Origin of the sequence: Streptomyces radiopugnans (genome assembly GCF_900110735.1) — a bacterium.
Lineage (GTDB): Bacteria > Actinomycetota > Actinomycetes > Streptomycetales > Streptomycetaceae > Streptomyces > Streptomyces radiopugnans.
In genome coordinates, this window is sequence record NZ_FOET01000002.1 from 111,427 (window position 1) to 137,344 (window position 25,918).

General features: G+C 73.8%; 29 protein-coding genes. 17 read left to right on the forward strand and 12 right to left on the reverse strand.

What is annotated here, in order from left to right; genetic code table 11:
- Positions 1-18 precede the first annotated feature (18 nt).
- From BMY40_RS05360 to BMY40_RS05370, 3 genes are all read left to right on the forward strand, one after another.
- The gene (locus BMY40_RS05360) at positions 19-978 is read left to right on the forward strand and encodes a glycosyltransferase family 9 protein (protein ID WP_093656728.1); all 960 of its coding nucleotides are present in this window, start codon (positions 19-21) and stop codon (positions 976-978) included.
- Positions 975-1,847 (forward strand): glycosyltransferase family 2 protein, encoded by an 873-nt coding sequence (locus BMY40_RS05365; RefSeq protein ID WP_245769879.1) that lies wholly within the window; start codon positions 975-977, stop codon positions 1,845-1,847. Before BMY40_RS05360 ends, BMY40_RS05365 begins: the two co-directional genes overlap by 4 nt.
- 73 nt (positions 1,848-1,920) lie before the next feature.
- Positions 1,921-2,823, forward strand: coding sequence for a glycosyltransferase family 2 protein (locus BMY40_RS05370; RefSeq protein ID WP_093656730.1), 903 nt, complete (start codon positions 1,921-1,923; stop codon positions 2,821-2,823).
- On the opposite strand, the gene BMY40_RS05375 is transcribed toward BMY40_RS05370, so the two are convergent.
- The gene (locus BMY40_RS05375) at positions 2,811-3,668 is read right to left on the reverse strand and encodes a DUF1932 domain-containing protein (protein ID WP_093656015.1); all 858 of its coding nucleotides are present in this window, start codon (positions 3,666-3,668) and stop codon (positions 2,811-2,813) included. The genes BMY40_RS05370 and BMY40_RS05375 overlap by 13 nt on opposite strands.
- 119 nt (positions 3,669-3,787) lie before the next feature.
- Here BMY40_RS05375 and BMY40_RS05380 point away from each other — a divergent pair, with 119 nt between their 5' ends.
- The 7 genes from BMY40_RS05380 (at position 3,788) to BMY40_RS05410 (ending at position 9,622) form a co-directional block, all read left to right on the forward strand.
- Complete coding sequence (locus tag BMY40_RS05380) at positions 3,788-4,444, forward strand: GntR family transcriptional regulator (protein ID WP_093656016.1); 657 nt, start codon at positions 3,788-3,790, stop codon at positions 4,442-4,444.
- Between the two features lie 78 nt (positions 4,445-4,522).
- Positions 4,523-5,449 (forward strand): DUF6282 family protein, encoded by a 927-nt coding sequence (locus tag BMY40_RS05385; RefSeq protein ID WP_093656018.1) that lies wholly within the window; start codon positions 4,523-4,525, stop codon positions 5,447-5,449.
- Positions 5,450-5,482: 33 nt separating this feature from the next.
- On the forward strand, positions 5,483-6,199 hold the full coding sequence (locus BMY40_RS05390) for a PIG-L deacetylase family protein (protein WP_093656020.1): 717 nt from the start codon (positions 5,483-5,485) through the stop codon (positions 6,197-6,199).
- Positions 6,196-6,843, forward strand: a complete 648-nt coding sequence (locus BMY40_RS05395; protein ID WP_093656022.1) for a 4-carboxy-4-hydroxy-2-oxoadipate aldolase/oxaloacetate decarboxylase — start codon at positions 6,196-6,198, stop codon at positions 6,841-6,843. The genes BMY40_RS05390 and BMY40_RS05395 overlap by 4 nt, the downstream gene beginning before the upstream one ends.
- A complete protein-coding gene (locus BMY40_RS05400; RefSeq protein WP_093656024.1) occupies positions 6,840-7,604 on the forward strand; it encodes an ABC transporter ATP-binding protein in 765 nt (254 codons plus the stop codon). The genes BMY40_RS05395 and BMY40_RS05400 overlap by 4 nt, the downstream gene beginning before the upstream one ends.
- Positions 7,601-8,461 carry an ABC transporter permease gene (locus BMY40_RS05405; RefSeq protein WP_093656026.1) on the forward strand — a complete coding sequence of 287 codons (861 nt, stop codon included), beginning with the start codon at positions 7,601-7,603 and terminating at the stop codon, positions 8,459-8,461. The genes BMY40_RS05400 and BMY40_RS05405 overlap by 4 nt, the downstream gene beginning before the upstream one ends.
- A 138-nt stretch (positions 8,462-8,599) precedes the next feature.
- A complete protein-coding gene (locus BMY40_RS05410) occupies positions 8,600-9,622 on the forward strand; it encodes an ABC transporter substrate-binding protein (RefSeq protein ID WP_093656028.1) in 1,023 nt (340 codons plus the stop codon).
- Positions 9,623-9,717: 95 nt separating this feature from the next.
- On the opposite strand, the gene BMY40_RS05415 is transcribed toward BMY40_RS05410, so the two are convergent.
- Positions 9,718-10,116, reverse strand: a complete 399-nt coding sequence (locus tag BMY40_RS05415) for a ChaB family protein (RefSeq protein ID WP_093656030.1) — start codon at positions 10,114-10,116, stop codon at positions 9,718-9,720.
- A 185-nt stretch (positions 10,117-10,301) separates the two neighbouring features.
- On the opposite strand from BMY40_RS05415, the gene BMY40_RS05420 reads away from it, so the two are divergent.
- Positions 10,302-10,736: a DUF2267 domain-containing protein gene (locus BMY40_RS05420; RefSeq protein WP_093656032.1), complete on the forward strand. Its 435-nt coding sequence runs from the start codon at positions 10,302-10,304 to the stop codon at positions 10,734-10,736.
- A gap of 151 nt (positions 10,737-10,887) precedes the next feature.
- On the opposite strand, the gene BMY40_RS05425 is transcribed toward BMY40_RS05420, so the two are convergent.
- A complete protein-coding gene (locus BMY40_RS05425) occupies positions 10,888-11,238 on the reverse strand; it encodes a DUF8129 domain-containing protein (RefSeq protein WP_093656034.1) in 351 nt (116 codons plus the stop codon).
- Positions 11,239-11,431: 193 nt separating this feature from the next.
- Between BMY40_RS05425 and BMY40_RS05430 the strand changes: the two genes are divergently transcribed.
- Complete coding sequence (locus BMY40_RS05430; protein WP_093656036.1) at positions 11,432-12,247, forward strand: SAM-dependent methyltransferase; 816 nt, start codon at positions 11,432-11,434, stop codon at positions 12,245-12,247.
- Entirely contained in the window at positions 12,244-14,439 is a 2,196-nt protein-coding gene (locus BMY40_RS05435; protein ID WP_425443077.1) for a putative bifunctional diguanylate cyclase/phosphodiesterase, read from the forward strand. Before BMY40_RS05430 ends, BMY40_RS05435 begins: the two co-directional genes overlap by 4 nt.
- Before the next feature lie 93 nt (positions 14,440-14,532).
- Here BMY40_RS05435 and BMY40_RS05440 read toward each other — a convergent pair whose 3' ends face one another.
- Positions 14,533-14,877: a DUF3140 domain-containing protein gene (locus BMY40_RS05440; RefSeq protein WP_093656038.1), complete on the reverse strand. Its 345-nt coding sequence runs from the start codon at positions 14,875-14,877 to the stop codon at positions 14,533-14,535.
- A 136-nt stretch (positions 14,878-15,013) separates the two neighbouring features.
- Entirely contained in the window at positions 15,014-15,475 is a 462-nt protein-coding gene (gene soxR, locus BMY40_RS05445) for a redox-sensitive transcriptional activator SoxR (protein ID WP_093656734.1), read from the reverse strand.
- Positions 15,476-15,529: 54 nt separating this feature from the next.
- Between soxR and BMY40_RS05450 the strand changes: the two genes are divergently transcribed.
- Together BMY40_RS05450 and BMY40_RS05455 are read left to right on the forward strand one after the other, a co-directional pair.
- On the forward strand, positions 15,530-16,270 hold the full coding sequence (locus BMY40_RS05450; protein WP_093656040.1) for a transketolase: 741 nt from the start codon (positions 15,530-15,532) through the stop codon (positions 16,268-16,270).
- Between the two features lie 30 nt (positions 16,271-16,300).
- On the forward strand, positions 16,301-17,230 hold the full coding sequence (locus BMY40_RS05455) for a transketolase family protein (RefSeq protein ID WP_093656042.1): 930 nt from the start codon (positions 16,301-16,303) through the stop codon (positions 17,228-17,230).
- A gap of 96 nt (positions 17,231-17,326) precedes the next feature.
- Here BMY40_RS05455 and BMY40_RS05460 read toward each other — a convergent pair whose 3' ends face one another.
- Entirely contained in the window at positions 17,327-18,247 is a 921-nt protein-coding gene (locus tag BMY40_RS05460; RefSeq protein ID WP_245769880.1) for an alpha/beta fold hydrolase, read from the reverse strand.
- A gap of 411 nt (positions 18,248-18,658) precedes the next feature.
- Here BMY40_RS05460 and BMY40_RS05465 point away from each other — a divergent pair, with 411 nt between their 5' ends.
- Entirely contained in the window at positions 18,659-20,008 is a 1,350-nt protein-coding gene (locus BMY40_RS05465) for an acyl-CoA dehydrogenase family protein (RefSeq protein WP_093656044.1), read from the forward strand.
- A gap of 105 nt (positions 20,009-20,113) precedes the next feature.
- On the opposite strand, the gene BMY40_RS05470 is transcribed toward BMY40_RS05465, so the two are convergent.
- The 6 genes from BMY40_RS05470 to BMY40_RS05495 all read right to left on the reverse strand — a co-directional run bounded on the left by BMY40_RS05470 (position 20,114) and on the right by BMY40_RS05495 (position 24,886).
- Entirely contained in the window at positions 20,114-20,689 is a 576-nt protein-coding gene (locus tag BMY40_RS05470) for a GAF domain-containing protein (RefSeq protein WP_093656046.1), read from the reverse strand.
- Positions 20,670-21,260: a GTP-binding protein gene (locus BMY40_RS05475; protein WP_093656048.1), complete on the reverse strand. Its 591-nt coding sequence runs from the start codon at positions 21,258-21,260 to the stop codon at positions 20,670-20,672. The genes BMY40_RS05470 and BMY40_RS05475 overlap by 20 nt, the downstream gene beginning before the upstream one ends.
- Entirely contained in the window at positions 21,238-21,612 is a 375-nt protein-coding gene (locus BMY40_RS05480; protein ID WP_093656050.1) for a DUF742 domain-containing protein, read from the reverse strand. Before BMY40_RS05480 ends, BMY40_RS05475 begins: the two co-directional genes overlap by 23 nt.
- 3 nt (positions 21,613-21,615) lie before the next feature.
- Complete coding sequence (locus BMY40_RS05485; RefSeq protein ID WP_093656052.1) at positions 21,616-22,032, reverse strand: roadblock/LC7 domain-containing protein; 417 nt, start codon at positions 22,030-22,032, stop codon at positions 21,616-21,618.
- Positions 22,033-22,072: 40 nt separating this feature from the next.
- On the reverse strand, positions 22,073-23,983 hold the full coding sequence (locus BMY40_RS05490; protein ID WP_245769881.1) for a sensor histidine kinase: 1,911 nt from the start codon (positions 23,981-23,983) through the stop codon (positions 22,073-22,075).
- A gap of 261 nt (positions 23,984-24,244) precedes the next feature.
- Positions 24,245-24,886 carry an alpha-ketoglutarate-dependent dioxygenase AlkB family protein gene (locus tag BMY40_RS05495; protein ID WP_093656740.1) on the reverse strand — a complete coding sequence of 214 codons (642 nt, stop codon included), beginning with the start codon at positions 24,884-24,886 and terminating at the stop codon, positions 24,245-24,247.
- Between the two features lie 236 nt (positions 24,887-25,122).
- Here BMY40_RS05495 and BMY40_RS05500 point away from each other — a divergent pair, with 236 nt between their 5' ends.
- Complete coding sequence (locus tag BMY40_RS05500) at positions 25,123-25,917, forward strand: tyrosine-protein phosphatase (protein ID WP_093656055.1); 795 nt, start codon at positions 25,123-25,125, stop codon at positions 25,915-25,917.
- Position 25,918 lies beyond the last annotated feature (1 nt).

Below are 25,918 nucleotides of genomic sequence, written 5' to 3' on the forward strand. Positions count from 1 at the left end.
CGCCGGCCGGACGCCCCCGTGAACGGTTCCGCGGGCGCCCCCCGCCGGCCCCGGCTGCTGGTGCTGCGCGCGCTGGGCCTGGGCGATCTGCTGGCCGGGGTGCCCGCGCTGCGGGCGCTGCGCCGGGCTTTCCCCGGCCACGAGACCGTACTCGCCACCCCGGCGGAGCTGGCCCCCCTCGTCCGCGCGAGCGGTGCCGTGGACACCCTGCTGCCCGCCTCGGCGCCGGGCCGCGCCGTCCCCGCGATCACCGGCTGGCACGGGCCGCCGCCGCAGATCGCCGTCGATCTGCACGGCAGGGGGCCGGAGAGCATGCGGGCGCTGGCGGCGCTGAGCCCCGGGCGTCTGCTGGCCTTCGCCGCCGAGGACGGCCCGCGGTGGTACGCCGAGGAGCACGAGCGCGACCGCTGGTGCCGCTTCCTGTCCTGGTACGGCATCCCGGCGGACCCCGCCGACCTCCGTCTGCCGCCGCCCCCGGTGGCCTGCCCCGCCCCGGGCGCGGTGCTGCTCCACCCGGGCGCGGGCTCCCCGGCCCGCTGCTGGCCCGTCGAGCGGTACGCGGCCGTGGCCGCGCGGTTGCGGCACGCCGGGCGCCGTGTGGTGGTCACCGGCGGCACCCACGAGTACGACCTGCTGGCGCGGCTGGCCAAGCTGGCCGGTCTGCCCGACGCCGATGTCCACGGCGAACCGCCGCTGGAGCGGCTGGCCGCGCTGGTCGCGGGGGCCTCGGCCGTGGTGAGCGGCGACACCGGTGTGGCCCATCTGGCGGTGGCCCACGGGACTCCGTCGGTGACCCTCTTCGGGCCGGTGCCGCCCGCCCTGTGGGGTCCGCCGCCGCTGGAGCGCCACCGGGTGCTGTGGCATCCGGGCCCGCCCGGCGACCCCCACGGCCGCGGTCCCGATCCCCTGCTGCTGCGCATCCGGCCGGAGGAGGTACTGGAGGCGCTGTCCCTACTGCCGGAGGTGCGTGCCGCGTGAACGGCTCGCCGATAGGCGTGGTCATCGCCACCCGCGACCGCGCCGACAGCCTCGCGCGCACGCTGCGCGCGCTGACCGCACTGCCCGAGTGCCCGCCGGTGCTGGTGGTCGACAACGCCTCGGCCGACCACACCCGCACCATGGTCTCGGCCCTCTTCCCGCAGGTGGCGCTGATGCCACTGCCCGAGAACCGCGGGGCGATCGCCCGCAACCTGGGCGTGGCGGCGATGGAGACGCCGTACGTGGCCTTCAGCGACGACGACTCCTGGTGGGAGCCCGGGGCTCTGGAGAGCGCCGTCTCGCTGCTGGACGCCCATCCGCGGCTGGGGCTGATCGCGGCCCGCACCCTGGTGGGCCCCGAGGAGGATCCCGACCCCCTCGACGACCTGCTGGCCGGCTCCCCGCTGGGCACGGTCCCGGACCTGCCGGGCCCGCAGGTGCTGGGCTTCCTGGGGTGCGCCTCGGTGGTGCGGCGGTCGGCGTTCCTGGACGCCGGGGGGTTCCATCCGCTGCTGTTCTTCGGCGCCGAGGAGACCCTGCTCGCCTACGACCTGGCCGCCCGGGGCTGGGGGGTCGCCCACTGCCCGGAGGTCGTCGCCCACCACCATCCGGACCCCTCGCCGCGGTCCGGGCGCGGCTCCCGGGTGCTGCGCAACGAACTGCTCACCACCTGGCTGCGCCGTCCGCTGCCGCTGGCCGCGCGCCGCACCGGGGCGCTGGCCGCGCGGGCCCGCCGCGACCCGGAGGCCCGCCGCGCCCTGCTCGGCGCGCTGGCCCGGTTGCCGTCGGCGGTGCGCGCCCGCAGGCCCCTGCCGCCCTACATCGAGGAAGCCGCACGCCGTGTGGAAGGACAGCACCGTGGCCCCTGAGCCCACCGGAACCGACGAGGCCGCCGGACCCGGCGGGGCCGCCCGGCCCTCCGGGCACGCCGGCGCGGACGAGATCCCGGACGCCGGCTCCCGGGTCTCGGTCGTGGTGATCACCCACAACCGCCGCGAGGAGCTGCTGCGCACCCTGGGCCGGCTGGCCGGACTGCCCGAGCGCCCACCGGTGTTCGTCGTCGACAACGCCTCGGCGGACGGCACCGCCGAGACCGTCGCACGCGTCCGTCCGTGGGTGCGGCTGCTGCGGGCGGAACGGAATCTGGGGGCGGTGGGGCGCAATGTCGCGGTGGAGCGCGTGACCACGCCGTACGTGGCCTTCTGCGACGACGACTCCTGGTGGGAGCCGGGCTCGCTGGAGAGGGCCGCCGGCCTGCTCGACGCCCACCCGCGGCTGGCGGCGGTCACCGCGCGCATCGTGGTGGAGCCCGGCGGCACCGAGGATCCGATCGTCGCCGAACTGCGCGGCTCCCCGCTGTCCGGCCCCGAGTGGCTGCCCGGCCCGGCCCTGGGCTCGTTCCTGGCCGCGGCCACGGTGCTGCGCACCGACGCCTTCCGGGAGGCGGGCGGTTTCTCGCCCCGGCTGTGGCTGGGCGGCGAGGAGGAGCTGCTGGCCACCGATCTGATGGCGCGCGGCTGGTGGCTGGCCTACGCGGAGGAGCTGACGGTCCACCACGCCCCCTCGGCGGTGCGGGACCCGACCGCGCGCCGGGAGGACGGGCTGCGCAACACGCTGTGGTTCGGCTGGCTGCGCCGGCCGCTGCCCGCGGCGCTGCGCCGCACCTGGCGGCTGGCGCGCACGGTGCCGCGCGACGCGGCGTCGGCGCGGGCGTTCGGCCGGGCGCTGGCGGGGCTGCCGTGGGTGCTGCGCGAGCGCCGGGTGGTGCCGCCGGAGGTCGAGGAGCGGCTGCGGCTGCTGGAGGAGGAGCAGCGCCGCTCCGCCGCCCGCCGCTACGTCGGCTGAGGCGGCCGGGGCGGCCGAGACGGGCCCCGGGAATCGCCGGACGAGTCCTCCAGGGGCTCGTCCCGCGGCCGTTCCGCCCGTCCCTCGGCCAGGATCCGCAGCAGCAGGTCCCGGCTCGCGCGGGCGACGGCCGGCTCGACCCCGAGGTCCTCCAGCATTCCGGCGGCGGCCGCCATCTCCTCGGCCCGGCGGCCTGCGTGGCGCCGGGTGCCGGTGACCAGCCGGTCCACGGTCCGGGCGTCGGCCGCGGCGAGTTCGGCGGCGATGTTCTCCCGCAGCCAGTCCTCGCAGCCGGCGGCGCGGGCCGCCTCCAGCGCCTCGACGACCGCGGCCGCCATCCCCTTGAAGAACACGCTGCGCAGCAGCTTGCGGCGGGCGGCGGCGCCGGCTCCGCCGGGCTGGACGGTGACGGGCGTGCCCAGCGCCCCGAGGACGGCGGCGACGCGCTCCGCGGCCGGGCCGCTGACCAGCATCGGCACCCGCAGTCCCCGCCCGGGGACGGGCGCCATGATCGCCACGTCGGCGAAGGCGACGCCCAGCCGGGCGGCGGTCTGGCAGAGTTCGGCCTTCGCCCGCGGCGACGCGGTGTTCATGTCGGCCCAGACCGTGCCCTCCCCGATCCCGGGCGCGGCAGCCAGCAGGGCGCCGGCGGCGGCCGAGGCGCTGTTGACGCTCAGCACCAGACCGGCGCCCCGTACGGCCTCGGCCTCGTCGGCCGCCGTCTCGACGGCGTCCGGGGGGCGGACCGCCGGGTCGTGGACGCGTACGCGCACTCCGAGGGCGAGCAGGTCGCGGCCGAACGCCGATCCGGCCTCCCCGTAGCCCAACAGCGCGATGGACGGCATGGGTTGCACGGGAGCCTCCTCCTCGGCCCGCACCCGTTCGGAGCCCGGTGCTCCAGTCGGCACCCTGCTACACTCCCGCCAATATTGTCAACAATTCCGCCACCATTCGGGAGTCTGGAATGCCGAGTGACGCGCCCAGCGCGACGAGGGTCCGCACGAACGTCACGTCCGACATCCGCGAGGCCATCATGCGGGGCGACTTCGTGCCCGGTCAGCGGCTGATCGAGGCGGACCTGACGGAGCAGTTCGCGGCGAGCCGCGGAGCGGTCCGGTCGGCCCTGCTCGAACTCGCCGCCGACGGACTGGTCGAGCGGGTCGCCAACCGGGGCGCCCGCGTGCGGGTCGTGCCGCTCGACGAGGCGATCGAGATCTACGAGGTACGCATGGCGGTGGAGGCCCTCTGCGCGGCGAAGGCGGCCGAGCGGATCGGCGACGCGGAGGCGGAGGAGCTGCGTTCGATCGGCTCGGACATGCGGGCGGCCGTCGCCGACGGCGACACCATGCGCTACCGGCAGCTCAACCAGCGGCTCCACCAGCGGATCAGGGAGATCAGCGGGCAGCGCACCGCCTCGAACGTGCTGGAGAGGCTGCGCGCGCAGAGCGTGCGCCAGCAGTTCAAGGTCGCGACCATGCCCGGCCGTCCGCAGGTCTCGCTGCCGGAGCACCTGGCGATCATCGAGGCGATCTGCGCGGGCGACGCCGAGGGCGCGGACCGGGCGATCCGGGTGCACCTGAGCAGCGTCATGGACGCGATGCGGAAGGCCTCCGAGAACTGACCCCGCCGTGACCCTTGACGCTGGCAACAGGATTGCTAACAATCCCGTTCAACAAGTTGCCGACAAAAAGGTGTCACCGTGCCCCACCCCACTCCGAGCCAGCACGCCAGGGATCTCGTGCGCGGCGCCTACGACGTGCACGTCCACGTCGGGCCCGACGTCATGCGGCGCCGCATCGACGACAGCGACCTCGCTCCCCGCTTCGCCGACGCCGGACTGGCCGGATTCGTGCTCAAGAGCCACTACGTCCCCACCGCCGAGCGGGCCGCCGTCGTCAACCGGCTCGGGCGGGCCGAGGCGGTGGGGGCCATCACCCTCAACGCCTCGGTCGGGGGCCTGAACCCGATCGCGGTCGAGATCGCCGCCCGCGGCGGCGCCCGGTTCGTGTGGATGCCGACGGTCGACAGCTCCAACCAGCGCTCCTGCCTGGCCAGCGACCCCGAGGGCGCCAAGCCGCCGATGTGGGCCCGGCTGCAGGAGGACCTGCGGGCGGCCGGGATGGCCGCCGATCCGGTCGAGGTCGTCGGACCGGACGGCGCCGTCCTGGAGCGCACCCGCCAGATCCTGCGGCTCGTCGCCCGGCACGACATGGTCCTGGCCACCGGTCACCTCCACGGCGACGAGATCGCGGCCGTCGTCGCGGCAGCCGCCGAGGAGGGCGTGCGCCGCATCGTCGTCACCCACCCCGAGTTCACCTCCCAGCGGATCGGCATCGAGCGGCAGCGTGAACTGGCCGCCCACGGCGCGCTGCTGGAGCGGTGCTTCACCACCCCCTACACCGGCAAGGTCGACTGGGACCTGTGGTTCTCCAACATCCGCGCGGCGGGACCGGAGAACTCGATCGTCTCCAGCGACCTGGGCCAGCCGTTCAACCCGCCCGTCGAGGACGGGCTGGCGCTCGCCGCCGACCGCCTCCTCCAGGCCGGTTTCAGCGACGAGGAGGTCCGCACCATGACCGTGCACAACAGCCGGGCCCTCGTCGGCGCCGAACCGCTGGACGACTGACCGCCCCCGCACGGAACCGAGAGAGAAGAACCGATGAGCACACGTCGCATGCTGGTCGTCGGCGCGCACAGCGCCGACTTCGTCTGGCGCTCGGCCGGCGCCGTCGCCAAGCACACCGCCGCCGGAGGGGAGGCCCTCGTGGTGGCCCTCTCCTACGGGGAGCGCGGGGAGTCCGGTGTCCTGTGGAAGCAGGAGGGGCAGACCGAGGAGAACGTCAAGAAGATCCGCCACGAGGAGGCGGCCGGGGCCGCCGCCGTGCTCGGCGCCGAGTTCCGGGCGCTGGACCTGGGCGACTACCCGCTGCGCGTCGGCGACGAGGCCGTGGAACGACTGGCCTCGATCATGCGCGACTTCGCCCCCCACGTCGTGCTGACCCACCCCGAGAACGACCCGTTCAACCCCGACCACCCCGTCGCCCACCGGGCGGTGGCCAAGGCCCGGCTGCTGACCTCGGGCGCGGGCGTGGCCAGCGCCTTCCGGACGGCGCCGCCCTCGGAGTTCCTCGCCTTCGAGCCGCACCAGCCGGAACTGTGCGGCTTCACCCCGTCGGTCTTCGTCGACATCACCGACGTCTTCGGGCGGAAGGTCGAGGCCATGGGGCACATGGCGGCCCAGCGGTACCTCCAGGAGTACTACGCCCAGCGCGCCGAGCACCGCGGCAACCACGCCCGCAAGGTGACCGGCGACGCCGGCATCCGGCAGGCCGAGGCCTTCCAGCGCCTCCTGCCCAACGTGGTGGGTGCGCTGTGAACGGCACCCCGGAACGGGACGCGGCCGAGCTGGGCAGGGCCGGAGTCGCCACGGTGTACGAGGCGTACGGCCGCCGCGGGCTCATCGAGCACGCCTGGGACGCCGTCACCCCCGGGCGCCGCGCCGCCGGGCCCGCCTGCACCGTGCTGTGCGGCCCCGGCGACAACCGCGCCGTCCACGAGGCCATGGACGCCCTCCGGCCCGGACAGATCCTGGTCGTCACCATGGCCGAGCCGCGGCCCGTCGCCCTGCTCGGAGACCTCCTGGCGACCCAGGCGGCGGTGCGGGGAGCGGCCGGGATCCTCGTCGACGCGGCGGTGCGGGACACCGCGGAGCTCGCCGGCATGCAGATAGCCGTCCACACCCGGTGGCGCAGCGCCCGCGGCGCCGGCAAGGAGCACCGCGGGCAGGTGAACGTCCCCGTCCGCGTGGGCGGCACCACCATCGAGCCGGGTGACACGGTCGTACTGGACGACGACGGCGCCACCGCCGTACGGGCCGCCGACGTCCCCCGGGTGGTGGAGGCGGTGCGGGCCCGCATCACCAAGGAGGCCGCCCTGCGGGCGCGCTGGCTGAACGGGGAGATCAGCTACGACGCCTACGGCCTCCGCGCGCAGGACACCGAAGGGAGCGTGAGGGCATGACAGCCCTGCTGAGCGTCGACGGGCTCTCCAAGCGATTCGTCAAGAACGACACGGCCACGGTCGCCCTGCGCGACTTCAGCCTCTCGGTGGAGAAGGGCACCTTCGTCTCGGTGCTCGGCCGCAGCGGGTGCGGGAAGTCCACCATGCTCAACCTCCTCGCCGGGCTGACCACCCCCACCAGCGGCGAGGTCCGCTACCAGGGCAGGCGGCTCACCGGCCCGCACACCGACATCGGCTACCTGACGCAGTCGGACACGCTGATGCCGTGGCGCGACGTCCAGCGCAACGTCGAGATGCCGCTGGAGCTCCAGGGCGTGCCGGCCGCCGAGCGGTCCCGCACCGCGCGCGACCTCATCGACCGCGTCGGCCTGTCCGGCTTCGAGCACCACTACCCCCGCGAACTCTCCGGCGGCATGCGCCGCCGGGCGAGCCTGGCCCGGATGCTGGCCGGGAGGCCCTCCACCCTGCTGATGGACGAGCCGTTCGGCGCGCTGGACGCCCAGCTCCGCCACGAGCTCCAGCAGGAACTGCTGCGCCTGTGGGAGGACAGCGACCAGACCGTCGTGTTCGTCACCCACGACATCGAGGAGGCGATCCTGCTCGGCGACCGCGTCGTGGTCCTCGGCGGGCTGGGACGCATCGTCGTCGACCGGCGCATCGACCTCCCGCGCCCCCGGAACGCGGACGAGCTGCAGGTCGACCCCACCTACGTGTCACTCCACCGGGAGATGGCCGGCGCACTCCAGGGAGCCGCGGCATGAGCACCACCGACACCCCGCCCGAGGCCGAGGTCCGGGCGGACAGCCCGCCCACCGGCGCCGTCCGCGAGCACGTGCGGCGCACCTGGTGGCAGCGCCACGGCGGCACCGTGACCGTCTGGGCCGTCCGGGCCGTACTGCTGGTCGTCGTGCTCGCGCTCTGGCAGGCCGCCTCCGGCCGCTGGATCGACGGCACCTTCATCAGCAGGCCCAGCGACATCGTCGACCGGCTGGGGGCGTGGTGGGCCGACGGCACCCTGGCCGACCACACCTGGATCACCGTGCAGGAGATCGTCTACGGCTTCCTGCTCGGAGCCGTGGCGGGCGCCCTGGCCGGCTACCTGCTCGGCGCCTCGCGCTTCGTCTACCGGGTGCTGGACCCCTTCATCATGGCCCTCTACGCCATCCCCAAGGTCGCCCTGGCCCCGCTGTTCATCGTGTGGATCGGCATCGGCATGGACATGAAGGTCATGCTGGCCGCCGTCACCGTGTTCTTCCTGGTCTTCCTCAACACCGCGGCCGCCGTCCGCGAGGTCGACCAGGGCCTGGTGGACGCGGTGCGCCTGATGGGCGGCGGCCGCCGCCAGATCGCGCTCAAGGTGGTCCTGCCCTCGTCGATGGCGGGCTTCCTCACCGGTCTGAAGGTCTCCGTGCCCTACGCCCTCATCGGTGCGGTCATCGGTGAGCTGGTGGCCTCCAACCGAGGCCTCGGATACCTGATCAACGACGCCGCGGCGCAGTTCGACACGGCAGGCGTCTTCGCCACGCTCGTGATCCTCAGCCTCATCGCCGGAGCCCTCAACATCCTCGTCGGAGTGCTCGACCGGCGCGTCAACCGCTGGAAGCCCCTCCGGGACTGACCGCGCGGCCGGCCCGCGCCCCCACCCGGCGCCGCCGTCCCGTACCGCCGGCCCATACCGCACCACCCGCTCACGCCCCCGCCGCCCCCCCGCCCTCCCCGTCCACCGCGAAACGCCCGTCATGAACCGGAGAACCCCGTGTCACCATCGCGCCGCACCCTGCTCAAGGCGTTCGCCGCCTCCTCCGCCCTCCTGTCCCCCACCCTGCTCTCGGCCTGTTCGAGCGCGGGCTCGGCCACCAGGGGCGGCACCCTCAACATCGGTCAGATCAGCGACTCCGTCGCCTTCTTCCCGCTGTTCATCGCCGAGAAGCGCGGCTTCTTCGAGGACGAGGGCCTCTCGCTCGGCGACCGCCCCCGGCTCGGCACCGGCGCCAAGGTCGCCGCCGCGCTGAAGTCCGGGAGCATCGACATCGGCGCCGGGGTCATGACCGACGTCCTCAACCTCGCCGAGAACGACTCCCAGGCCCGGCTCACGACCTCCCTGGTCACCGAGTACTACGTCGACATCGTCGTGAAGAAAGGTTTCAGCGCAAAGGGCTCCTCCATCGAGGAGAAGACCCGCGCACTGGCCGGGGGGAAGATCGGCATCACCGGCCCCGGCAGCGGCACCGAGGCCCTGGTGAACCACCTCTTCGGGCTCGCCGGGCTGGACGCCAGGAAGGACGCCACCCTGGTCAACCTCGGTGCGGTGAGCAGCGCGGCCCTGGGCGCCCTGAAGGCCGGGCGGGTGGACGCGCTCGCCTTCTTCCAGCCCATCGGCCAGCAGGCCGAGGCCGCCGGGATCGGCGAGATCTACATCTCGCCGGCCGCCGGCGACGTGCCCTCCCTGTCCGGCGCCCTGCACGGGGTCGCCTTCACCAGGAGCGGCGTCCTGGAGGCGAAGTCCGCGGAGATCGCCTCCTTCCAGAGCGCGATCGACCGCTCCCTGGAGTTCATCGCCGGCGACGCCTCCCGGGTCAGGGACCTGCTCGGCGAGTACCTCAGCAGTGCGCCGGGCCCCGCGCTCGACGCCCTGGTCCCCATCCTGCGGAAGGAGTCCCCCGCGTCGGCCGCGGTCACCGGGAAGGGGTACGGCATAGCCCGGCGCTTCCACGTCGACAGCGGCCTGGTGGCGAAGGCCCCCTCCTACGAGAAGCTCGTTCCCGAGTCGTTCCGGTAGGCGCGGGACGCCGGCCGCGCGGGGGCCGTGGGCGCGGAGGCGCCCACGGCCCCCGCGCCGTGCCGGCGCTGTGTCAGCCCCGTGTCGGCACGGCCTCAGCGTGCCCGGCGGGTCTCGGAGCGGTTGGCCTTGCGGATGGCCCGCAGCAGCTCGTCCTTGGACATCCGGGAGCGCCCGTTGATGTCCAGCCGCTGCGCGATGGAGTACAGGTGCTCCTTACTGGCGTTCTCGTCGACGCCCTCGCCGCTGCGCCCGCCCCTGCCGCGCGGGCGGGCGGCCCGCTCGTCGGAGGGCCCCTTGCGGCCGCCCTCCTTGCGCTCCCAGTGGTCGCCCACCTTCTCGAACTTGTGCTTCAGCGCGCTGTAGGCGGTCTGGTGTGCGCGCCGGCCCTCCCCGTACTCCTCCACAGCGGAGTCGTGGGCCTTGATCCAGGTGCGCTGCGCCTCCTCGGGGGAGCGCTCCAGGGTCGACGGAAGCTCCTTCCGTGCGGGCACGTTCCTCACCTCCGATCGGTCTGATCCACTACGGGTTCCCGGCCGCCGGTCACGGAAACGGCAGGTGTCGATGCGCACCGGCAGGGTCACCCGCACCCGGGGGGGCCGCGGCCGGCGCGGAGACGGGCGAGTGCCGCGGCGGGCCCCCAAGAGATCCCGACGAGACGCCGAGAGGAGTACCGACCATGCGGTACGAGGAGCTCACCGGCCAGGTGCAGGCGCACGCGGACCTGCCGGACCGGCAGGCGGCCGAGCGGGCCCTGCGGGCCACGCTGGAGACGCTGGCGGAGCGGATACCGGACGGTGTGGCCGACCATCTGGCCGCCCAGCTGCCCGGGGAGGCGGCGGAGTCGCTGCGCCGGGTGGTGGCCGGGCACGAGACCTCGCCGCAGCGGCGGGCCGACGCCCGCACCCACGGCGAGCCGTTCGATCTGACCACCTTCGCCGGGCGGGTGGCCTGGCGGTCCCACGCCACGGAGGACACCGCGGTGCGGGAGGCCACGGCGGTGCTGGAGGTGCTGGACGCGGCGGTCTCGCCCGAGCTGATGACCAAGGTGGGCCACGTGCTGCCGCCGGACATCCGCGAGCTGCTGCCGTCCACCCGCGCCGAGGAGTACTGACCGGTCCCGGCTCACCCCGGCACTTCGGTCCTGCCCGCGCCCGGCCGCCCCTTCGGCGGCCGGGCGCGGGCAGGCCGGGCGCGGGCAGGGCATGGGCAGGGCCCCCGGGAGCGGGGACAGGCTCCCGGGGGCCTCGCCTGCCGGGCGGCCTCTACCGGAAGCGGTTGCCCACCGGCTTGGCGCGCTGGTCGGGGGTGCCGTGCGGAGGCGGGTTGTACGGCTCCGGCGAGGTCGCCGGGCTGACGGGGGATCCGCCGGGCTCGCCCTGCGGGCCCGAGGGCGGCTCGGCGCCGCCCGGGGAGCGCGGGCTGCCCTCCTCCAGCTGGTGCACACGGGCCGTCAGCAGCGCGATCACATGAGTACGGCCGGCGTGTTCGCGCTCGTAACGGAGCAGCCGCTCCAGGTCGTCGTGCGACAGGGCCCGAATCCGGTGCTCCAGCTCGCCCGCGGAGAGGTGATCGTAGTCGGGGAACGGGAGTTCGTCGTGATCGGTGGTACTCATCCACCCCGGGTGTCCGGGCAGGGGGGTGGGAAAACCCGGTGGCCGCCACGATTATCCCGACGGAGGAACCGGGGCAAGCTATACGTAGCGGGCCGGTGCCGGAACGTCGGCGTTCCGGGTCCGTGTACCTGCCAGCCTGGGATCAGTAGCCTCAGGAGTCCCTGTCATATTCACCGACCGGTTGGAGACATTGATGGAGCGTCCCGCCTGGGCTCCGCAGGACATAGACCTGTCCGTGCCGAGCGTTTCCCGCATCTACGACTACTACCTGGGCGGGTCGCACAACTTCGAGGCCGACCGGGAGGCCGCTCGGCGGGCCATCGAGGTGTTCCCGGGGCTTCCGAAGATCATGCAGGCCAACCGCGCGTTCATGCGCCGGGCCGTCCGCTTCGCCGCGCAGCAGGGCATCACCCAGTTCCTCGACGTGGGCTCGGGCATCCCGACCTTCGGCAACGTCCACGAGGTCGCGCAGGCCGCCACGCCGGAGGCGAAGGTGGTCTACGTCGACAACGACCCCGTCGCCATCGCCCACAGCCGGGCCGTGCTGGAGGGCCAGGAGGACCGCACCGGCGTCGTCGCCGCCGACTTCCGCAAGCCCGAGGACATCCTCGGCAGCGCGGAGGCCGGCCGCCTGCTCGACCTGGAGCGCCCCGTGGCCCTGCTGCTGGTGGCGCTGCTGCACTTCCTGGAGGACGGCGACGACCCTTGGGCGAAGGTGGCCGAGCTGCGCGACGCGCTCGCCCCCGGCAGTCTGCTGGTCCTCACCCACGCCTCGGTCGAGGGCGGCCCGCGCAGGCCCGAGCAGGGGGACGAGGTGGAGGGCGTCTACCGCAACATCGGCTCGCCGCTGATCATGCGCTCGCGCTCGGAGGTGGAACGCTTCTTCGACGGTTTCGAGATGGTCGAGCCCGGCCTGGTCTCCATGCCGAACTGGCGTCCGGAAGGACCGGTCGACCAGGAGGACCCCGTGGTCTTCACCGGCTTCGGTGGAGTGGGACGCAAGGCGTGAGTCCGACGCCACAGGGGCCCACCGCCTCCGGCCACCCCCTCGCGCCGGAGGCCCCCGGCGACCCTTACGACGGATACCGCCGCTTCGCCCGGATCTGGAGCCGCGCGGTCTACCCCGCCACGGCCACCTCGATGACCCGCACCGAGTTCGAGGACTACCTCCTCCCCCTGGCGCGCGCCCTCGGCGAGGCGCTGCACGCCCGCCCCTTCGACCCCTCGCCGGGGCGCGACGTGGGTGCGGCGCTCGTCGAGGCGCACTGCACCGCGCCCGAGGCGCTGCCGCAGGTGCTCGGCGTGGTGGACGCGTACCTGCTGCTGTACTGCAGCGACCCGGCGGTGCTGCCGACCGAGGAGGGCCGGGCCCGCTGCGCCCGGCTCCAGCACGCCGTCTCGGCCGGGTTCGCCCGCGCGCTGCAGGAGCGCACCCGCTCCGAGCAGGAGGCGCTGGCCCGTTCCGCGCTCGCGGCGCGGGAGAGCGCCGAGAAGGCCCTCCACGAGAGCGAGACCCGTTTCCGGGCGGTCTTCGAGGGGGCCACGGTCGGCATCGGGATCGCCGACATGGACGGGACCGTCCTCGACATCAACAGCGCGCTGGCGAAGATGTTCGGCGGCTCGGAGCAGCATGTGCGCAGCCGCCGCGTCTCCGACTGGGTCCACCCCGACGACGCCCCGGGCGTCTGGCGGATCCACGAGGAGCTGGTGCGCGGCGAGCGCGACCACTACCGCATGGAGAAGCCGTACACGCGCAGCGACGGCACCGTGCTGTGGACCAACCTGACCGTCTCGCTGCTGCGCGGCCCCGACGGCGAGCCGCGCTACATGCTGGCGCTGATGGAGGACATCACCGAGCGGCGCCTGCTGAACCTGCGGCTGCGCTACGAGGCCACCCACGACGCGCTGACCGACCTGCCCAACCGCACGCTGTTCTTCGAGCGGCTGGAGCACGTCCTCTCCCCCGGCTCCGGCACCGCCCGGATCGGCCTGTGCTACCTGGACCTGGACGGCTTCAAGACGGTCAACGACAGCCTGGGCCACTCGGTCGGCGACCAGCTGCTGGTGAACGTGGCCGAGAGACTGCAGAGTTGTGTGGCCTCGCCGCGCCACATGGTCGCGCGGATCGGCGGCGACGAGTTCGTGGCCCTGGTCAGCGACCCCGCCTCGCGCTCGGAGGTGACCGACCTGGCCCAGCGGGCGCTGGACGCGCTGTCCTGCCCGATCCCGCTGGCCGGCCGGGAGCTGCCGGTGCGCGCCAGCATCGGCGTCGTGGAGGGCCCGGTCGGGGAGCTGACGCCGGCGGAGGTGCTGCGCAGCGCCGACATCACCATGTACCGGGCAAAGGCCAGGGGCGGCAACCGCTACGAGCTGGCCGACCCCGACTGCGACGCCCGCACCATCAGCCGCCACATGCTGACCACCCATCTGCCCGCCGCGCTGGAGGGCGAGGAGTTCTTCATCGAGTACCAGCCGCTGGTGCGGATGGAGGACGGCAGTGTGGAGGGCGCCGAGGCGCTGGTGCGCTGGGCGCATCCGCTCCACGGGGTGCTGGGGCCGGACCGCTTCATCCCGCTGGCCGAGCACACCGGACTGATCGTGCCGCTGGGGCGCTGGGTGCTGGAGCAGGCGGTGCGGCAGGCGTGCGAGTGGCAGGTGCGCGGCATCGGCGGCACCCGGCCGCTGCGGGTGAACGTCAACCTCTCGCCGCGGCAGCTGCACCATCCGGAGCTGGTCTCCGAGACCGTGGCGGTGCTGGAGGACGCCGGGCTGGACCCGGCCTCGCTCTGCCTGGAGGTCACCGAGAGCGCCCTGATCCGCGCCGACGACGCGGAGCTGAAGCCTTTACGCCGACTCGCCGACCTGGGGGTGCGGATCGCCCTGGACGACTTCGGCACCGGCTACTCGAACCTGGCCAGTCTGCGCAGGCTGCCCGCGACCACCCTGAAGCTGGACCGCTCCTTCACCCGGGGCCTCCAGCAGGACCCGGCCGACCCGGTCGACCTCAAGGTCGTCGAGGGCATCGTCTCGCTGGCGCACGCCCTGGAGCTGGCCGTGACCGTCGAGGGCGTGGAGACGGCGGCCCAGGCCGACCAGTTGCGGAAGCTGGGCTGTGACTCCGCCCAGGGCTGGTACTACGCCCGGCCCGGCCCGCCCGAGCGCCTGTCGTCGCGGGCGCTGCCGCTGGCCGCCGGTCAGTGACGGGCGGCGCGGGCCGGGCGTACGGCACGGGCCGGGACGGAGAAGGGCACCGTACGGTACTGCGTACGGCACGGCACCCGGCGCGCGCCGCGGTCAGGACGCCCTGACGGGGTCGTGCCCCAGGGACATCATCCGGTGGCGCCAGTCGGAGTCCCGCACCGCCTCGGCCACACGCACCCGCTCGCGTTCGGCGCTGACGGTGTCGACGACCTCGCGCATCACCGCGACGTCGTCGTCGGTGAGGTCCGTGCGGCGCTTGCGCAGGATCGCCAGCACCTGCCGTCCCCGCTCGGATCCGGCCTGCTCGGGCAGCTCCTCGGCCCGCTCGCCGGCGACGCTCGTCCTGAGCCAGGCCTCCAGTTCGTTCGACGTCATGTTCACCACGGCGTGGAACTCGTCCCACAGGGCGTCCAGCTCCAGCTCGGAGATGTCGGCCATCAGTCAACCTCCCGGATCTCTCGCGCCGCGCGAGTGCCCCCGGCGGGGCCCGGGGAAACCCGTCCGGGGGCGGACGGGTTTCCCCGGGCCCCGCCGGGGCGGGTGCCGGGAGCCGCGCTCGCGCACCGGCCGTGCCTCAGGCCTCCGGCAGGGGGTCCCCCTCCAGGTAGCGCGCGCCCGGGCCCTGCGAGCCCGCGACGTCGCCCGGGTTGTACAGGCCGCACTTGCGCAGGCTGAGGCAGCCGCAGCCGATGCACCCGGTCAGCCGCTCCCTCAGCCGCTCCAGTTCGCCGATCCGCGCGTCGATCCTCCGCTGCCAGGTACGGGCCACGGCGTTCCACTCGGCCGCGCCGGGCGCCCGGTCCACGGGCAGCCGGTCCAGCGCGGCCCGGGCCTCCTCCAGGGACAGGCCGACCACCTGGGCGGCCCGTACGAAGGCGACCCGGCGCAGGGCGGTGCGCGGATATCGCCGCTGGTTGCCCGTGGTCCGCTCGGAGTGGATCAGGCCCATCTCCTCGTAGTAGCGCAGGGCGGAGGGGGCGAGCCCGGAGCGGGCGGCCAGCTCCCCGATGGCGAGGCGTCCGTCTCGGTCGGTCATGGCGGCGAGCATAGCGCTTGACCTCAAGCCGACTTGAGATTGCAGCCTCTTGGCATGACGATCTCGACACCGCCTGGCACCCCCGCGTCCGCGCCTCTCCCCGCACCGCGCGGGAGCCTCGGATTCGACGCCCTTCCGGCCCTGATGTCCCTGATGACCGGCGACGAGAAGCACGACGCCGCCGCCACCTCCACCCTGGACGCCCTGTGGGTGCTCTACGACAGGGTGCTGAGGGTCTCCCCGGACCGCCCCGGCGACCCCGGCCGGGACCGCTTCCTGCTGTCCAAGGGGCACGGCCCGATGGCGTACTACGCCGTGCTCGCAGCCCGGGGCTTCTTCCCCGCCGGCTGGCTGCCGGGCTTCGGCTCCTACGACTCGCCGCTGGGGCACCATCCCGACCGCACGCTGGTCCCCGGCGTGGAGATCGGCAGCGGCTCGCTCGGGCACGGGCTGCCGCTGGCCGTGGGAACCGCTCTCGGGCTGCGCGCCCGCGGGCGGTCCGGCCCGCGGGTGTGGGTGCTGGTCGGGGACGCCGAGCTGGACGAGGGCAGCAACCACGAGGCGATCGACTTCGCGGGCGCCGCCGGGCTCGACCGCCTGCACGTCCTGGTGATCGACAACTCCTCCGCCTCCCACCCCCTGCCCGGCGGCGTCGCCTCCCGTTTCACGGCCGCGGGCTGGTCGGCGCTGACCGTCGACGGCCGCGACCACGAGGCGCTGTACGCGGCGTACACCAGCCGGCACCCCGGGCGCCCGCACGCCGTGGTCGCCCGCGTCGAACCCAAGCACGCCTGACCGGCACGGAAAGCACGAGGAGATCCCCATATGGACACCATGCGCGAGCGCTTCGCCTCCGTCGTCTCCCGCCTGCTGGACGAGGATCCGCGCCTGGCGGTCGTCCTCGCCGAGATCGGCGCGGACGGCTTCCGCCGGGCCGCCGGGCGCCACCCGGACCGGGTGGTCAACGTCGGCATCCGCGAGCAGTTGCTGGTGGGCGTGGGCGGCGGGCTGGCCCTCACCGGCATGCGCCCGGTACTGCACACCTTCGCCTCCTTCCTGGTGGAACGCCCCTTCGAGCAGCTGAAGCTGGACTTCGGGCACCAGGGGACGGGCGGTGTGCTGGTGAGCGCCGGAGGCTCCTACGACTGGCCGGCCGGCGGCTTCACCCACATGGCGCCCGGTGACGTGGCGCTGCTGGACACCCTGGACGGCTGGACCGTCCACGTGCCCGGCCACCCCGACGAGGCCGAGACGCTGCTGCGCCACGCCTGCGCGGGCGGGGACGGGCGCGGGGACGACCGGGTGTACGTCCGGTTGTCGGCGCAGACCAACGCACGCCCCCTGCCGGTCACCGGCGAGGGCTTCCTCACCGTGCGGCGCGGCGGCCCCGGGGCTCCGGCGGTCGTCGCGGTCGGCCCGCTGCTCGGCGGCGTCCTCGACGCCGTACGGGGACTGGACGCGACGGTCCTGTACGCCGCCACCGTCCGCCCCTTCGACGCGGCCGCCCTGCGTGCGGCCGTCGTCGGCTCCGGCGCCCCCGAGGTCGTCCTGGTCGAGCCGTACCTGGCCGGCACCTCCACGGCGGCGGCCGCCGAGGCCCTGGCCGACGTCCCGCACCGGATCCTCGGGCTGGGGACGGCACGGGCCGAGCTGCGCCGCTACGGCACGGCCGCCGAGCACCTGGCGGCCCACGGCCTGGACCCGCGCTCGCTGCGGGAGCGGATCACCGGCTTCACGGCGGGCGCCGCGGTCTGACGACGCCCGCCCCGCGCGGCCTGCCCGTCCGCGGTGGTCCCGCCGGCCCCGGCCCCCGCGCGCCGTCTCGCACGCGCCCTTCTCACACGCGCCTTCTCACACGCGGTCGTCCAGCCAGGCCAGCAGGTCCGCCTGGACCTCGTCGCGGTTGGTCTCGTTGAGGATCTCGTGCCGGGCGCCCTCGTAGGCCCGCCAGGTCAGATCGCGCAGCCCCAGGTAGCGGAAGTCCTCCAGGAGTTCGTACACCAGCGTCATGCCCTGGTGGCAGGGGTCCCGGTCGCCGACCGCGACGTGCACCGGCAGGTCGCGCGGCACGCGGTCGAGCTGCCGCGGGTCGTTGGTCTTGCGCACCCCCAGCACCCAGTCCAGCGCCAGGCCGGCGCTGAAGGGGAAGCCGCACCGCTCGTCGGCGACGTACCGGTCGACCTCCGCCTCGTCGCGGGAGAGCCACTCGAATCCGGTGCGGTGCTCGTAGGGGTCGTTGAAGGAGCCGAAGAGGGCGGGCACGAAGTCCGAGGGGGCGGCGCGGCCGCCGCGGTCGATCTCCTCCCGCAGCCGCTCCACCGCCCCCTGCGGCTCCGCGCCGGGCAGCGAGCGGAAGGTCCCCGACAGGATGAGCCCGGCCAGCCCGCCACCGTGCTCCTGGGCGAAGTCGCGGGCGAGCTGGGAGCCCATGCTGTGCCCGAGCAGGACGTGGGGCACACCGGGCAGCTCCGCGCGCAGCCGGTCGCCGACCGCCTTCAGGTCCTCCACCACGGCCCGCCAGCCGCTCTCCCCCACCACGCCGTATCCGCCGGTGTGTTCGGCGGTGGCGCCGTGGCCGCGGTGGTCGGAGGCGACGACCGCGTAGCCGTGCCCGGCCAGGAAGCGGGCGAACCGGTCGTAGCGCAGGGCGTGTTCGGCCGCACCGTGCGCAATCTGCACCAGCGCGCGGGGGGTCGCGCCGGCCGGGAGCCAGGTGTAGGTGGCGACGGGCAGTCCGTCCTGGGCCGGGGTGGTATCCGCTCGCAGGGTCACGTTCTCTCGCTCCTCGGTGTCGGCGGGTCGGGAGGACCCTTCCCCACCACACCCCCGGCCGAACAGACCCCAGCCCTTAGCATGACGGGGCGTCCGATCGCACGCTGTCGGCGCGAACGGTTCTGTGACGTCGGTTACACACGGGGGTCGTGTAACCGGGCTATGCCACTGGGTAGTGCTCCCGGGTAATCCGCTCAGGGCTCATCGTGTTCAGATCAATCAACACCCCCCGCGAAAGGCACTCTGCATGACCCAATGGCATATTTTCGGCCATAGTCATGGAGTGATCTTGAAATGATCCGCACGCCGGAGACGATGTTGGTGGTGTCGGCCGAACGGGGCGGGACCACCGCAGACGCTCCACCCCCGCCTGACAGGCAAGCGGGGGCGTACCGCAGAAGAGGGCTCGTCATGGATGGTTACTTCGCCGACCAGCGGCACAAGGACCTGCGTCTGCAGGTGAGGGAGTTCGCGGAACGGGAGGTCCGGCCGCGGATAGCCGAGATGGAGGCGTCACGCGCGGTCTCCCACGAGCTGTCCCGGCTGATCGCCCGCCAGGGGTGGATAGGCGTGACCGTCCCCCGTGAGTACGGCGGAATGGGGGCGGGTCACCTCGCCAAGACGATCGTCATCGAGGAACTCGCGCGGGTGAGCGGGGCCATGGGCGCCATGGTCCAGGCATCGCAGCTCGGCGTCGCCAAGATCCTCCACTTCGGCGGCGAGGAGCAGAAGAAGCAGTGGCTGCCCGCGGTCGCCTCCGGCGACTGCCTGCCGACGATCGCCGTCACCGAGCCGGAGTCCGGCGGCCACGTCCTCGGCATGACCAGCAGCGCCGTCCGGGACGGCGACGACTACGTCCTCAACGGCCGCAAGGTCTTCGTCGGCAACAGCCACGTCGGCGATCTGCACGGCGTAGTGGTGCGCACCGGGCCCGGCTCCAAGGGACTGTCCGCCTTCCTGGTGGAGTCCGACCGGCCCGGCTTCTCCCTGGCCCCGCAGAAGCCCTCGATGGGGCTGCACGGCTTCAGCTTCGGCGAGCTGATCTTCGACAACTGCCGCGTCCCGGCGGCCAACCGGCTCGGCGAGGAGGGCGACGGCCTGTCCGTGGCCTACTCCTCGAGCGTGCTGTACGGACGCGCCAACCTCACCGCCGTGTCCCTCGGCATCCACCAGGCCGTCCTGGAGGAGACGACGAGGTTCTGCGCCGAGCGGCAGCGCTACGGCGCCCCTCTGGGCGAACTGGGCTCCATCAAGCTGAAGCTGGGGCAGATGCAGTCCCGGCTGATGACGGCCCGGCTGGCCGCCTACCACGCGGTGCACCTGCTGGACCGCGGCGTGCCCTGTGACGCGGAGCTGATGAACGCCAAGCTGGTGAACGTGGAGTACGCCCTGGACTCCGCACGCGAGGCCATGGAGATCCACGCCGCCGCGGGCCTGTTCACCGACCGGCCCGTCGAGCGCTATCTGCGCGACGCCCATCACATCTTCGCCCCCGCCGGGACCTCGGACATCCAGCGGCTGAGGCTGGGCGAGGTGGCGATGGGCACCGCGAAGGGCCAGTGGTCGGAGCGGCTGTCGGACCTGGTGCGGACCGACCCCGACGGCCCCGGTGAATTCGCGGCCCACGCGGACCTCGCGGCCGGGATACCCCCGCAGACCGCGGAGACCCCGGAGACGGCACCGGAGCTGTTCCCCGAGGCCGCCCCCCAGGAGCCCGCGCGCCGCGCGGGGCTGCTGGAGACGCTGCTCAACAGGCGCTGAGCGGCGAGCGCGGGCTCCTGGGGGGCGGCCGGGCGCCGAGCAGCCGCCGGACCGCCGGGCGGATCCGTTCCGTGGGTGCCGGAGCACTCACGGAACGGACGCCGCTCAGGCGCCCTGCTCCCGCCGGTGGATCTCGTCCACCAGCTCGGCGGCCATCGACTTGATGGTCTCCAGTCCCTGGCGGCCCCACGGGCGGGGCTCCTGCGCCACCACGCAGACCGTCCCGAGCGCCGTGCCGGTGCGGTCGATGAGCGGAGCGCCCAGGTAGGAGCGGATGCCGATCTCGTCCACGACCGGGTTCCCGGCGAAGCGGGGGTAGTCGCAGACGTCCTCCAGGACCAGGGCCTTGCGCCGCACCACGACGTGCGGGCAGTAGCCGTGGTCGCGGGCCATGACCCGGCCGACCTGCGGGGAGGAGGCCTGCGCCGGCCCCAGCTCCACGGCCCGGTCGGAGCCCGGTGCGTACAGACCCGCGAAGTACTGGCGGTGCTCGTCTATGAAGTTGACCATCGCGTAGGGGGCGCCGGTGGTCTGCGCCAGCCTGCGGGCGAAGTCGTCGAACTCCGGGATGGGGGCGTCCCCGATGCCCAGCTCGCGCAACCGCGTCACCCGCGCCGGGGCTTCACTGTCCTGGGGTGTGAGGAGCAGGTGGCTGGTGGGGTCATACGACGTGGGGGACATGGCCACTCCTTGAGTCGATCAGGTGCTGGACAAGGGATACGAGGACCTGCGTGCCGGAACTGGCGTGCCGCGCGTCGCACATCACCACCGGCACCTCGGGCTTGAGGTCGAGGGCGACCCGGACCTCGTCGGGGTGGTAGCGGTGGGCGCCGTCGAACTCGTTGACCGCGACGATGAACCCCATGCCGCGCCGCTCGAAGTAGTCCACGGCCGCGAAGCACTGGTCCAGGCGCCGGGTGTCGGCGAGCACCACGGCGCCGAGCGCGCCGCTGGACAACTCGTCCCACATGAACCAGAAGCGCTCCTGACCGGGGGTGCCGAACAGGTAGAGCACATGCCTGGCGCTGAGGGTGATCCGCCCGAAGTCCATCGCGACGGTGGTGGTCGTCTTGTCCTCCACCCCCTCCAGGCTGTCCGTGGCGGCGCTGACCTGGGTGAGCAGCTCCTCCGTGCTCAACGGCTCGATCTCGCTGACGGCTCCCACGAAGGTCGTCTTGCCGACCCCGAACCCGCCCGCGATCAGGATCTTCAGGGCGGTCGGAAACGGATCAGAGTCGTTTACGGAGTCCATGCAGCACCGCCTCCAGCAGTTCTCGGTCGGTCGGGTCCGCCCCCATCTGCATGGGGGCCCGTGTGGTCACGGCGCCGCAGTCCACCAGGTCGGAGAGCAGCACCTTGGTCACCACGGCGGGCAGCCGCACGTGGGCGGCGATCTCGGCGACGGTCATCGGCCCGTCGCACAAACTCAGCACCTGGGCGTGGTCGGGTCCCAGATAGCTCTGCGGCTTGGTCCCGGTGGACCGCACCATCGTCAGCAGGTTGAAGTCGGCCGTCGGCCGCGTCCGTCCGTTGCTGACGGTGTACGGCCGGACCAGGCGTCCGGCCGCGTCGTCCAACCACAAGTTCTCCTCGGGTTCCGGCATCCGTCAGTGCCCCGCCGGCTGCCGCGCCGGTGTGGCCAGATACGGGCGGACGCTCTTGACCAGCATCGCCATCTCGTATCCGAGTACGGCCGCGTCCGCCTCGCTCTCGGCGAGGACGGCCAGGCACGCGCCGGAGCCCGCGGTCGAGACGAACAGCAGCGCGGTGTCGAGCTCGACGACCACCTGCCGCACCTCTCCTCCGCTGCCGAAGCGGATGCCGGCGCTGCGGGCCAGCGAGTACAGGCCCGAGGCCAGCGCCGCCAGATGGTCGGCGGTGTCGGTGTCCAGTCCGTGGGCGGCCTTCACCAGGCCGTCGGAGGACAGCAGCAGTGCGCTGCGGGTGCTCGGGACGCGCTGGACGAGACCGGTCAGCAGCCAGGACAGGTCGGTCGTCTGGCCGATGGGGGCATCGCTCACCATGATCGCGTTCTTCTCCTTGGGGTGAGAGCCGTGCGCGGGACTAGCTTGGCTGGCTGGGGGTGTTGTCGTCGGTTCCCTCCGCGAGGCTGGCGCCCCGGCGGAAGGCGGCCATCAGGCCGGGAGTGTGCTCGGCCTCGGGCTCGTCCGACGCCCCCGGGGCCCGCGGAGACTGGCGCAGTTCGGGAACGAGGTGCTCCTGGCGACGGCGGCGCGGGAGCTGCGGACGGTCGCCGCCCGCCGCGCCCTCCGGCCCGCCGGGGCCCTCCGGGAACGGCGGTGCCGGTACGGCCCGGGAGGCGGACACGGACTGCGCGGCGGGGGCGGCGGCCTCCGCCGCGGAGGACTGGTAGTGGGGCCGGGGCTGGGGCGGACCGTACTCCGAAGGCGCCGCGGGGGCGGCGTGGGGCAGGGGCCGGGCCGTCTCCTGCTCGTACATCTGCTGCCCATAGGCGTGCTGCCCGTGGTCCTGCTGCCCGTAGGACTGCTGTGCGTAGGACTGCTGAGGGGGCGCGTCCTGACGGGAGGTCTCCTGGCGGGGGGTCTCCTGGCGGGGGGTCTCGGGCGGCAGCGGCCGGTGCCCGCCCGCGTCCGCCTCCACGGCGGCACGCCGCTGCGCCTCCCCGCCCTCGTCGCCCAGGACCGCGTCCGGTACGACGAGCACCGCCTGGGTGCCGCCGTAGATGTTGGTCTGCAGCTGCACGGTGATGCCGTGCCGCCGGGCGAGCGAGGAGACCACGAAGAGCCCGATGCGGCCGTCCTGCAGCAGTTCGGCGACGTCGATCCCGTCGGGGTCGGCCAGCAGTCCGTTCATCCGGTGCTGCTCGGCGGCCGTCATGCCCAGCCCGCGGTCCTCGACCTCGACGGCCAGACCCGCGGTGACGCGCTGGGCGCGCAGCAGGACCTGGGTGTTGGGGGCGGAGAACACCGTGGCGTTCTCGACCAGTTCGGCGAGCAGGTGGATGACGTCGGCGACGGCGTGGCCGCGCAGGGTGCCCTCGATCGGCGGCACCAGCTTGACCCGGGAGTACTGCTCGACCTCGGCGATGGCCGAGCGCAGCACCTCGGTCAGGGTGACCGGGCGGCTCCACTGCCGGCGGGAGACCGCGCCGCCGAGGACGGCGAGGTTCTCCGCGTGCCGCCGGATGCGGGTGGCCAGGTGGTCGACGTGGAAGAGGCCCTTGAGCAGGTCCGGGTCCTCGACCTCGTTCTCCAGCTCGTCCAGCAGCTCGATCTCACGGTGCACCAGGGACTGCAGCCTGCGGGCGAGGTTGACGAAGACCTCGACCTTCTCCTCGCTGCCGCTGGCGTTGCTGCGCACCAGCGCGACCGCCTGGACCAGAGCCAGTTCGGCGGCGCGCTGGGCCTGGCTGACGTCGTGGACGACGAGGCCCAGCGAGTCGCCCTCCGGCTCGGGCAGCGGACCGTGCACGGGCGGCCGCAGCCACTCGCCCTTCTCCAGCCGGCGGAGCATCGACTGGAGTTCGCCCTGGCTGTGGGCCGCGCCCTGCCGCAGCCGGGCGTGGCGCTCGGCGGTGGAACGTGCCTCGGAGGAGGCGGAGAGCGCGGCGCCGACCACCACGGCGCAGCCGAGCAGCAGCGCGCCGCCGAGCACGCCCCAGACGGTGGCGCCGTCGGGCCCCGCGGACACCCCCTCCCGCACACCGTCGAGCGCCCGCAGCACGTAGGCGACGACCGCCGCGGCGATGACCGCGACCAGGGCCGCGGGCAGGACGGCGAGACGGATCATGCGGTGCCGCAGCGCGGTGTCGGCGGCGGTGTCGCGGGCGGGGCCCCTGCGGTGCCCCGTGTCGTGTGCCGCGCCCGCGCCCCGCTTCCTCCTGCGCCTTCCCGGTGCGGAAGCGGCGCTCGGGACGCCGTCGTACGCGGGAGGGGCCGGGCGGCCGGGAGGAGAGGGCACGGAAGGCGGGGAGGGCGGGGAGGCGACGGACATGGGAGCGGAACTTCCCCTTCCTTGTTGCACCGCGCGGCTCGGGGGCTCAGGCATCGCAGTCCTCGGAACGTTGAGGTCGTCTCAGCGGGCCGGTGCGTCACCGGCTCTCGTGGCACCGCCGCAACGCTAATCGTCACCCAGCGGGGGCGCGGGCGAGGTCGGCGTATTCGCCACCCTTCGCCAGCCCCCAACGAGTGAAAGCATCGTCGCGCCCCGTGGGGAAGGGCGGCACGATCATAACCCTCGTTTGCCAGGGGCAAGTTACCGTGCCCGGACCGTCACGTTAACCCGCCCCCGCAGTCCGGTTCCAAGTGGCGCCGTGCCCGGGTGGACACGTGGGACGCCGTGGTAGGCCAGTCTGGAGGGACCTCCGAACACGAAGGCGTCCCCGCTGCGCAACTCGACGTCGGTCCACGGCCGTCCGCGGCCGTCCGGATTCCCGAACCGGAAGACGCAGGTGTCGCCGAGGCTGAACGAGACCACGGGGTCGCGGGAGCGCTCGTCGCTGTCACGGTGCATCCCCATACGGGCCTTTCCGCCGTAGAAGTTGACGAGCGCGATCTCGTAGGGGACCGTACAGGACCCGTCCCCGTACGCCTCCTCCACCGCCCGCCGTGCCCACCGCCCCAACCAGGCCGGGAACGGCTTGACCGGCGCCTCGTCGCCGTCCACCGCGGTGCGGGCGTAGCCGTACGGGTACCAGTGCCAGCCCAGACCGACCTGGCGCACCGACATCTCCCCGCCCCGGGGCATGCGCACGGTGCGCAGCCCGGCGGGCGGCCGCGCCCAGGCGCGGCAGGCGTCCAGCAGCTCACGCTGCGCGGCCCCGTCCAGGTGGCCGGGCAGGTGCACCGCGCCCGGCGCCACCTCGACCGCCGGGAGCCGGAACAGTGCGTCGTCCACGCCTCCCACCTCACCTCCGGGCACCAGACCGACACCGGACCCGGCACCGTAGTTCCACCGGATCTCCACGCTTCCGCCCCATCCCGGCGCAGCCCCGGCCCTTCCACACCCCCATGCCGTAGGGTCGCAGTGGCCGGTGCGGGGCTGTGCGGCGGGCGGCGTACCGACCCCGCCGTCCCGGCCGCCCAGAGCGAGGCCGGAGCAAGGCCGGAGTCAGGCCGGAGCAAGGAGTGCCCATGACATCCGAAACCGTGGAGCCAGTGCTGGCGGGGGTGCGCAACTTCCGCGACGTCGGCGGTCTGCCCACCACCGACGGCCGGCGGGTGCGCCAGGGCGTGCTCTACCGCAGCGGGCACCTGGCGCACGCCACCGAGGAGGACGCCGCCTTCCTCGCCCGGCTCGGCCTGCACACGGTCTTCGACTTCCGCAACTCCGCCGACCAGGCCCTGGAGGGCCCGGACGTGGAGCTGCCGGGCGTGCGCAACGTGAACATCCCGCTGTCGGACCCGGCCGAGGGCGCCGAGTTCTGGACGATGGTGCGCGAGGGCGACCTGGCACTGCTGCGGTCCCTGCTCGGCGAGGGGCAGGCCGAGGCCCGGATGGTGGCGTCGTACCGGATGATGGTCCGGCAGCGCACCTCCGAGCACGGCCGGCTGCTGCGGGAGCTGGCCGACGAGAGCGTGCCCGCCCTGATGCACTGCGCGGCGGGCAAGGACCGGGCCGGGCTGTCGATCGCGGTGACGCTGCTGGCTCTGGACGTGGAGCGGGACGCGATCGAGGCGGACTACCTGGAGTCCAACGCCCCGCACCGCCGCTACCGGATCCACCGCTCCCCCGACGCGGGCGGCGGGATGTCGCCCGAGGTCAGAGAGCTGATCGCACCCCTCTTCGAGGTCCGTCCCGCCTATCTGCACGCGGCGTTCGACACCATCACCGAGACCTGGGGCGGGGTGGAGTCCTACCTCTCCGAGGGGCTCGGCCTCACTCCCGGCCTGCGCGAGCGGCTGCGCGACCGCCTCCTGGAGCCCTGAC

What these genes read in the sequence shown, in the direction of transcription:
- BMY40_RS05375 (WP_093656015.1), bottom strand. Translation starts at nt 3,668, where the DNA reads ATGCCGTCCATCGCGCTGTTGGGCTACGGGGAGGCCGGATCGGCGTTC.
- BMY40_RS05380 (WP_093656016.1), top strand. Translation starts at nt 3,788, where the DNA reads ATGCCGAGTGACGCGCCCAGCGCGACGAGGGTCCGCACGAACGTCACG.
- BMY40_RS05390 (WP_093656020.1), top strand. Translation starts at nt 5,483, where the DNA reads ATGAGCACACGTCGCATGCTGGTCGTCGGCGCGCACAGCGCCGACTTC.
- BMY40_RS05400 (WP_093656024.1), top strand. Translation starts at nt 6,840, where the DNA reads ATGACAGCCCTGCTGAGCGTCGACGGGCTCTCCAAGCGATTCGTCAAG.
- BMY40_RS05405 (WP_093656026.1), top strand. Translation starts at nt 7,601, where the DNA reads ATGAGCACCACCGACACCCCGCCCGAGGCCGAGGTCCGGGCGGACAGC.
- BMY40_RS05420 (WP_093656032.1), top strand. Translation starts at nt 10,302, where the DNA reads ATGCGGTACGAGGAGCTCACCGGCCAGGTGCAGGCGCACGCGGACCTG.
- BMY40_RS05425 (WP_093656034.1), bottom strand. Translation starts at nt 11,238, where the DNA reads ATGAGTACCACCGATCACGACGAACTCCCGTTCCCCGACTACGATCAC.
- BMY40_RS05430 (WP_093656036.1), top strand. Translation starts at nt 11,432, where the DNA reads ATGGAGCGTCCCGCCTGGGCTCCGCAGGACATAGACCTGTCCGTGCCG.
- BMY40_RS05440 (WP_093656038.1), bottom strand. Translation starts at nt 14,877, where the DNA reads ATGGCCGACATCTCCGAGCTGGAGCTGGACGCCCTGTGGGACGAGTTC.
- soxR (WP_093656734.1), bottom strand. Translation starts at nt 15,475, where the DNA reads ATGACCGACCGAGACGGACGCCTCGCCATCGGGGAGCTGGCCGCCCGC.
- BMY40_RS05450 (WP_093656040.1), top strand. Translation starts at nt 15,530, where the DNA reads ATGACGATCTCGACACCGCCTGGCACCCCCGCGTCCGCGCCTCTCCCC.
- BMY40_RS05455 (WP_093656042.1), top strand. Translation starts at nt 16,301, where the DNA reads ATGGACACCATGCGCGAGCGCTTCGCCTCCGTCGTCTCCCGCCTGCTG.
- BMY40_RS05465 (WP_093656044.1), top strand. Translation starts at nt 18,659, where the DNA reads ATGGATGGTTACTTCGCCGACCAGCGGCACAAGGACCTGCGTCTGCAG.
- BMY40_RS05470 (WP_093656046.1), bottom strand. Translation starts at nt 20,689, where the DNA reads ATGTCCCCCACGTCGTATGACCCCACCAGCCACCTGCTCCTCACACCC.
- BMY40_RS05475 (WP_093656048.1), bottom strand. Translation starts at nt 21,260, where the DNA reads ATGGACTCCGTAAACGACTCTGATCCGTTTCCGACCGCCCTGAAGATC.
- BMY40_RS05480 (WP_093656050.1), bottom strand. Translation starts at nt 21,612, where the DNA reads ATGCCGGAACCCGAGGAGAACTTGTGGTTGGACGACGCGGCCGGACGC.
- BMY40_RS05485 (WP_093656052.1), bottom strand. Translation starts at nt 22,032, where the DNA reads ATGGTGAGCGATGCCCCCATCGGCCAGACGACCGACCTGTCCTGGCTG.
- BMY40_RS05490 (WP_245769881.1), bottom strand. Translation starts at nt 23,983, where the DNA reads ATGTCCGTCGCCTCCCCGCCCTCCCCGCCTTCCGTGCCCTCTCCTCCC.
- BMY40_RS05500 (WP_093656055.1), top strand. Translation starts at nt 25,123, where the DNA reads ATGACATCCGAAACCGTGGAGCCAGTGCTGGCGGGGGTGCGCAACTTC.